The 5222-nt window shown below is 62.0% G+C and carries 6 protein-coding genes; 2 read left to right on the forward strand and 4 right to left on the reverse strand.

From position 1 onward, the window contains the following. Nucleotide 1: 1 nt before the first annotated feature. The gene (locus tag EOA32_RS03360) at nucleotides 2–1249 is read right to left on the reverse strand and encodes a site-specific integrase (RefSeq protein WP_095784166.1); all 1248 of its coding nucleotides are present in this window, start codon (nucleotides 1247–1249) and stop codon (nucleotides 2–4) included. A gap of 292 nt (nucleotides 1250–1541) precedes the next feature. Between EOA32_RS03360 and EOA32_RS03365 the strand changes: the two genes are divergently transcribed. Both EOA32_RS03365 and EOA32_RS03370 read left to right on the forward strand, forming a co-directional pair. After that, nucleotides 1542–1877, forward strand: a complete 336-nt coding sequence (locus EOA32_RS03365) for a hypothetical protein (RefSeq protein ID WP_066995878.1) — start codon at nucleotides 1542–1544, stop codon at nucleotides 1875–1877. Between the two features lie 294 nt (nucleotides 1878–2171). Further along, nucleotides 2172–2438, forward strand: a complete 267-nt coding sequence (locus EOA32_RS03370; protein ID WP_095779127.1) for a hypothetical protein — start codon at nucleotides 2172–2174, stop codon at nucleotides 2436–2438. 36 nt (nucleotides 2439–2474) lie between these two features. On the opposite strand, the gene hdaA is transcribed toward EOA32_RS03370, so the two are convergent. Genes hdaA through EOA32_RS03385 form a run of 3 tightly spaced genes read right to left on the reverse strand, consistent with a single transcriptional unit; the run spans nucleotide 2475 to nucleotide 4921 of the window. Next, complete coding sequence (gene hdaA, locus EOA32_RS03375) at nucleotides 2475–3179, reverse strand: DnaA regulatory inactivator HdaA (RefSeq protein ID WP_128370867.1); 705 nt, start codon at nucleotides 3177–3179, stop codon at nucleotides 2475–2477. A 1-nt stretch (nucleotide 3180) separates the two neighbouring features. Further along, entirely contained in the window at nucleotides 3181–4392 is a 1212-nt protein-coding gene (locus EOA32_RS03380) for an AI-2E family transporter (protein ID WP_128370868.1), read from the reverse strand. Further along, the gene (locus EOA32_RS03385; RefSeq protein ID WP_066995921.1) at nucleotides 4334–4921 is read right to left on the reverse strand and encodes a CDP-alcohol phosphatidyltransferase family protein; all 588 of its coding nucleotides are present in this window, start codon (nucleotides 4919–4921) and stop codon (nucleotides 4334–4336) included. The genes EOA32_RS03380 and EOA32_RS03385 overlap by 59 nt, the downstream gene beginning before the upstream one ends. Nucleotides 4922–5222: the final 301 nt, after the last annotated feature.

A 5222-nucleotide genomic window follows, 5' to 3' on the forward strand; every position in this document is an offset into this window, starting at 1 on the left:
TTCAGCTGGTCCCAAGTGCCGCCGAGATTTTCTCGCCAATCATATCCGCCGCACGCTTGGCGGCATCGTTGGCGACGTGCGCATATCGTTCTGTTGTCTTCTGGTTCTTGTGTCCAAGAAGGTTTCCGATAACCGGCAAGCCCAAACCACTCCCCGCGCCTACGCTGCCAAAAGTGTGCCTCAAGTCGTGAATGCGAATCCCGCTAAGCCCCGCACGCTTAAGGATAGCAGCCCAAGGCTTTTTCAAGTCGTGGCGCGGTGCCTCGTCATCCGTGCCGGCGACACGGCCAGCGATGACAATCTCTCCGATGCGGGGCAGTGAGCGAAGCAACTCCTGCGCCGCAGTCGGCAACATGACCGGCTTTTTCCCCGTCTTCGAATCCGGAAGGAAAAGCATCCCGCGATCAAGGTCGACCTCATTCCATCGGAGGTTCAAGATTTCTCGAAGCCGGCAACCCGTGAGCATCAACAGCCTGATTGCGCCTACAGCGTGTGGACCGTAAACAATGCGCCTGTTCGCTCGCTTGCGTGCATGCTTGGCGTTCGGCCTATCTTCGTCGACATCATAGGGCAGGCCTATCGTCTCTGCCTCGCGCATGGCGTCACCAAGGCGCTGCAACTCTTCGTTTGTCAAAAAGCGTTCGCGCCCATCCTCCTTGAACTTGCGAACGCCCTTCACCGGATTGTCCATTTTAGCCCAGTTAAACACCGCAGACGCCACGGCAAGCGCGCGGTTAGCGATGTACTTCCCTCCCGTCTTGCCAATCGCACGGTGCATTGCGCCGATATCATCAGCGGTGATCGTGTTCGCGCGCTTACTGCCGATGTGCGGCGTAAGATGCTTGTCGATAACGTATGTGTAATAGTCAGCCGTAGCGGACTTGCGGTGGGTCCTCATGTGATCCTCCACGTAAGTCGCGGCCAGTTGCGAAAAAACCTGTGTGGCGCGCTCCTCCGCCTTTGCCTTGGCGGGATCCGCACCTAATTCCACACCGGCTAAAATCTTCTTCGCAGCCTCGCGCGCCTTGTCCGCCTCGAGCTTATCAAGCCGTCCAATTTTGACGCGCTTCTTCGCGACTCCTCGTCCGCCTGCACCAGGTCGGTATTCAACGATCCAGGTAGCGACACCGGAAGGCATGAAGCGCAAACCGAAGCCTTTTAGATCTTCATCCCAATAAAAAACCGGTGCCGCGCTACCTGGCTTTTCGATAGCTTCGACGTTCCGCTTGGTCAGCTTCAAAATCGGCATCTCACCCCTCCGTGTAACCACAATGTAGCCACCGTGTACGGGTTTGCCAAAATAAAATCAACGGGCCTTCAGTCACACATCATTGGATAGAGTTGCATTTATCATGGTAGTTCAATGTCTTAAAACCAGCTGCGTGCAATGACATGCAACGCAATATGTAGCCACGCAACGCAGATGATATGATTTGGGATCAGGGGGTCGCGTGTTCGAATCACGCCACTCCGACCAGTTTCCTGAACATCCTAGAGCCCGCGCTTCGGGAACCCTGTCGGCCTTCAGAAGTTCTGTTGCCATGGCCGACACTAAAAGGACCCCCACCATCGCCCGCATCTGGCGCGGCCGGACCTTGCCGGAAAAAGCCGACGATTATGAAGCTTACAATTACGAGACCGGCATCAAGCCGCTCATCGAAAAGGCACTCGGCGTCCAGACATTTCGCGAGGACACGGCGACCCATTCCGAGTTCGTGACGATCTCCTATTGGGAGAGCATCGAGGCAATGGCGCGCTTCACCGGCGGCGGGCCGACCCAGGTCCACCACCTCGACCGCGACGCGGAATTCCTGATCGAGCTGCCGAAGAGCGTGCAAGTGCTGCGCTTGCTCACCAGCCATGGCAAGACGGGCTGAAGGTGTCCAGCATCGAGCAACGGCTTTGATCTCTGAAGGGAGCCTTCGGCGTGGAACCGAGTAAACCCGCCGGGCGAGTCCCCAACAACCTCGAGCCCGGCGAGCCTACAACCCGATCTGCAATGTGACCGGGACCGGGATCAACCGGCGTCTTCCACGCTGCAAGATGGATGCCAGGGCGATGGCTCGAAATGGGACAGCCACGATCGTCCCGCAACTCCGGACGGAAAACCGCTACGCACTTTTCCCGGAGTTGCTCTAGACTCCGGGCAAACGGGGCAAGGGGGACTCTGGATGCCTGTTCTCGAGGCGCTGCTGTCGCTGATCGGCCCAGCCTATTTGGCTTATTATGGCTTCGCGGTTCCGGTCGCGGTCGCCTGGGCAATCCTGTGCGCTGCTCTGTGGGTTTGGAACAACCGGCCGAGCAAGAGGCAGAATGGCAGCGTCGCCCGGTCGCGGATCGCCAGCCTGGTGTTCTTCGTCTTTGTCGGCGCATGCTACGTGGCAGCGCATACGGGGGTCTATCTGCTGGCTCGGCATCTGGCCGGACTATGGGCGTAGAGAGCGCACAATCCCGGAGCAGCCTTCCTCGACATCCTAAATATCGAACTCGCCCTGGCCCTCGTCCATGGCGCTGACGGTCTCGGCGGCGAGCGCTCGGGTGATCGGCGTCTTGCGCTCGAGAGCGGCGCGGTCGAGGCGCTCCACGACCCGCATGGCAGTCGCCAGCGAGCGTTCGATGCGCCGCACCAGATATTGCACGACATGCGGCTCGACCTCGACCTGGCGGTCGGCGAAGAGCTTGGTGATAACGCCGGCGAGCAGCAGGTCGTCCGGCTCGTGGATCTCGATGGTCGTCGCCGCTTTCAGCCGCGAGATGAGGTCCGGCAGCGCGACGCGCCAGGCCGAGGGAAAGCGCCGCGCCGTCAGAAGCAGCGTGGAGCCGGCGCCGCGCACGGTGTTGATCAGGTGGAACAGGCCTTGCTCGTCGATCGGGAGCTTGTCGATGTCGTCGATCAGCGCGGGGCTCGCGCCAAGCCCGCCAATGTGCTCGCCGATGCGATCGGGAGCGATGGCGACAGCGTGCGCATGCGCTTGCCAGATCTGGGCGAGATGCGTCTTGCCGGACCCGGGAGGGCCGGCGAGCACCACCACCGGCGCGGGCCAGTCCGGCCAGCGGTCGACCAGTGCTGCGGCCTGCGCGTTGGCGCCGGAGACGACGAGCTCGTCGCGCGAGTAGCCGGTACCGTGGCCGAGATCGAGCGGCAGCTGGCGCGGTGGACCGGTTCGTTCGCCAGCCATTTCAGCCACGCGGCTGTGAGCGGTGGCCGCCGCCGCGCTCCGCCGGCAAAGGAGGTGCTGGCTCGGTGGAATGGCCGTTGTAGAGCGGCGATTCGAGGTAGCGGGCAATCGCAAAGCGCACCAGCACGGCAATGGCCGCCGAAGCCGGCACCGCAATCAGCAGGCCGACGAAGCCGAACAGCGCACCGAAGGCAAAGAGCGCGAACATCAGCCAAACCGGATGCAGGCCGACGCTTTTGCCGACCAGCCTCGGCTGCAGGATATTGCCCTCGATGAACTGGCCGACGAAGAACACGCAGGCCACCGCCACGATCATCGTCCAATCCGGCCAGAACTGGACGAAGGCGACGCCGACCGCCAGCACCAGCCCGGTCAGCGAGCCGACATAGGGGATGAAGGAGATCAGCCCGGCGAAGAAGCCGATGAGGATGGCGAAGTTCAGCCCCGTCAGCGTTAGGCCGGTGGCGTACATGGCGCCCAGCACAAGGCAGAGCGTGCCCTGCCCGCGCACGAAGCCGGCGGTGGCGGTGTTGATCTCGCGGGCAAGCGCCCTGACCGTCTCTACATAGTCGCGCGGAACCCAGCTGTCGACCACGGCCACCATGCGGTCCCAGTCGAGCAGCATGTAGAAGGCCACGACCGGGGTGACGACGAAGAGGCTGACCACCGAAACCAGCGCCACGCCCGAGCTCCAGATCGAGGTGAAGACGGTGGTGAGCAGCCCGAAACCGGTGGTGAGCAGCGAGTTCAGTCCGTCGCGCAGGCTGGCCGCGTTGACGCCAAAACGCTGCTCCAGCCACTTCGGGTCGAAGCTGGTGATGAGCGACTGCAGGCGGGTGAGATATTCCGGCAGCTTGCGCGCGAAATCGGCCATCTGCGTGGCCAGCACAGGCACCAGGATAACGAAGGCGAGCACCACGACGACGACGAAGGCAATGAGGATCACCACCGTCGCCATCAGCCGGGAGAGGCCGAGCCGCTGCAGCCGATCGGCCACCGGATCGAGGAAATAAGCGAGCACCATGCCGGCGACGAAGGGCAAGAGGATGCCGGAGAAGACATAGAGGAACAGCGCCAGAAGCACGGCGACGATCAGCCAGAACGCGATTTGCCGGCGCAACGCGGTCGAGGCCGCGGCCGTCCAGGCTTCGCCGTCAGGTGTCCGTGCTGGAATTGCCCGACTTGGTGTTGCTCGTCCGGGAGCCTTCGCCATAGCCACTCATATGCCTTAGCCAGGCCACGAGATAGGCCGCGGCCGAAGCCACGGTCAAGACCCCGGAGAGCAATATGAGCGCCGGCCGGAGCGGATAGAGATGCATGGAAAAGGCAAGCTCGCCCAGCACAAGCGCCGCCAGCGCGATCTGCACGGCGGTGTTCACCTTGGAGACCAAGAGCGGCTTCATCTCGACCGGCTGCGCCATCACGCTGGACAAAAGCACGGCGCAGACGATCAGCGCGTCGCGCGAGACCATGGTCACGACAAGCCAGAGCGGCAGTTCCCCGGCATAACCCATGACGACGAAGACCGAGACCAGGAGAAGCTTGTCGGCGACCGGATCGAGATAAGCGCCGAGCCGCGAGAACAACCGGTAGCGGCGAGCGATGAAACCGTCGATGCCGTCGGAGATGCCGGCGACGAGGAAGCCGGCAAAGGCCCAGTCCCAGCGCGCCTGCAGCATGGCCAACACCACGGCCGGCACCAGCAGCAGCCGCATGATCGTGATCATGTTGGGTATGGTCACGTGATGTCCCATCATGGGTTTTGTTGGAAGATAGTTGATGGAGATGAGAGGCGCACGCAAGGGAGGAGTTGCGGATCTCCCCGCTCGAGGGGGAAGATGGTCTCTGGCGCACATGGCGCTGGAGCTCCACGCGAGGCGACCCCTCTGTCGCCTCCGGCGACATCTCCCCCTCAAGGGCAGGGGAATCGCAGATAAGTTGATTGGCTATTGCCAAGCCGCAAAAGAAGGATTCTTGAGAGGCTTTCTCGTAGCAGAGGAGGCCCGAGTGCGGCTTGTTTTGTCGATCCTGCAAGCAGTTCGC

Origin of the sequence: Mesorhizobium sp. M1A.F.Ca.ET.072.01.1.1 (assembly GCF_004023325.1) — a bacterium.
Taxonomy (GTDB): domain Bacteria; phylum Pseudomonadota; class Alphaproteobacteria; order Rhizobiales; family Rhizobiaceae; genus Mesorhizobium.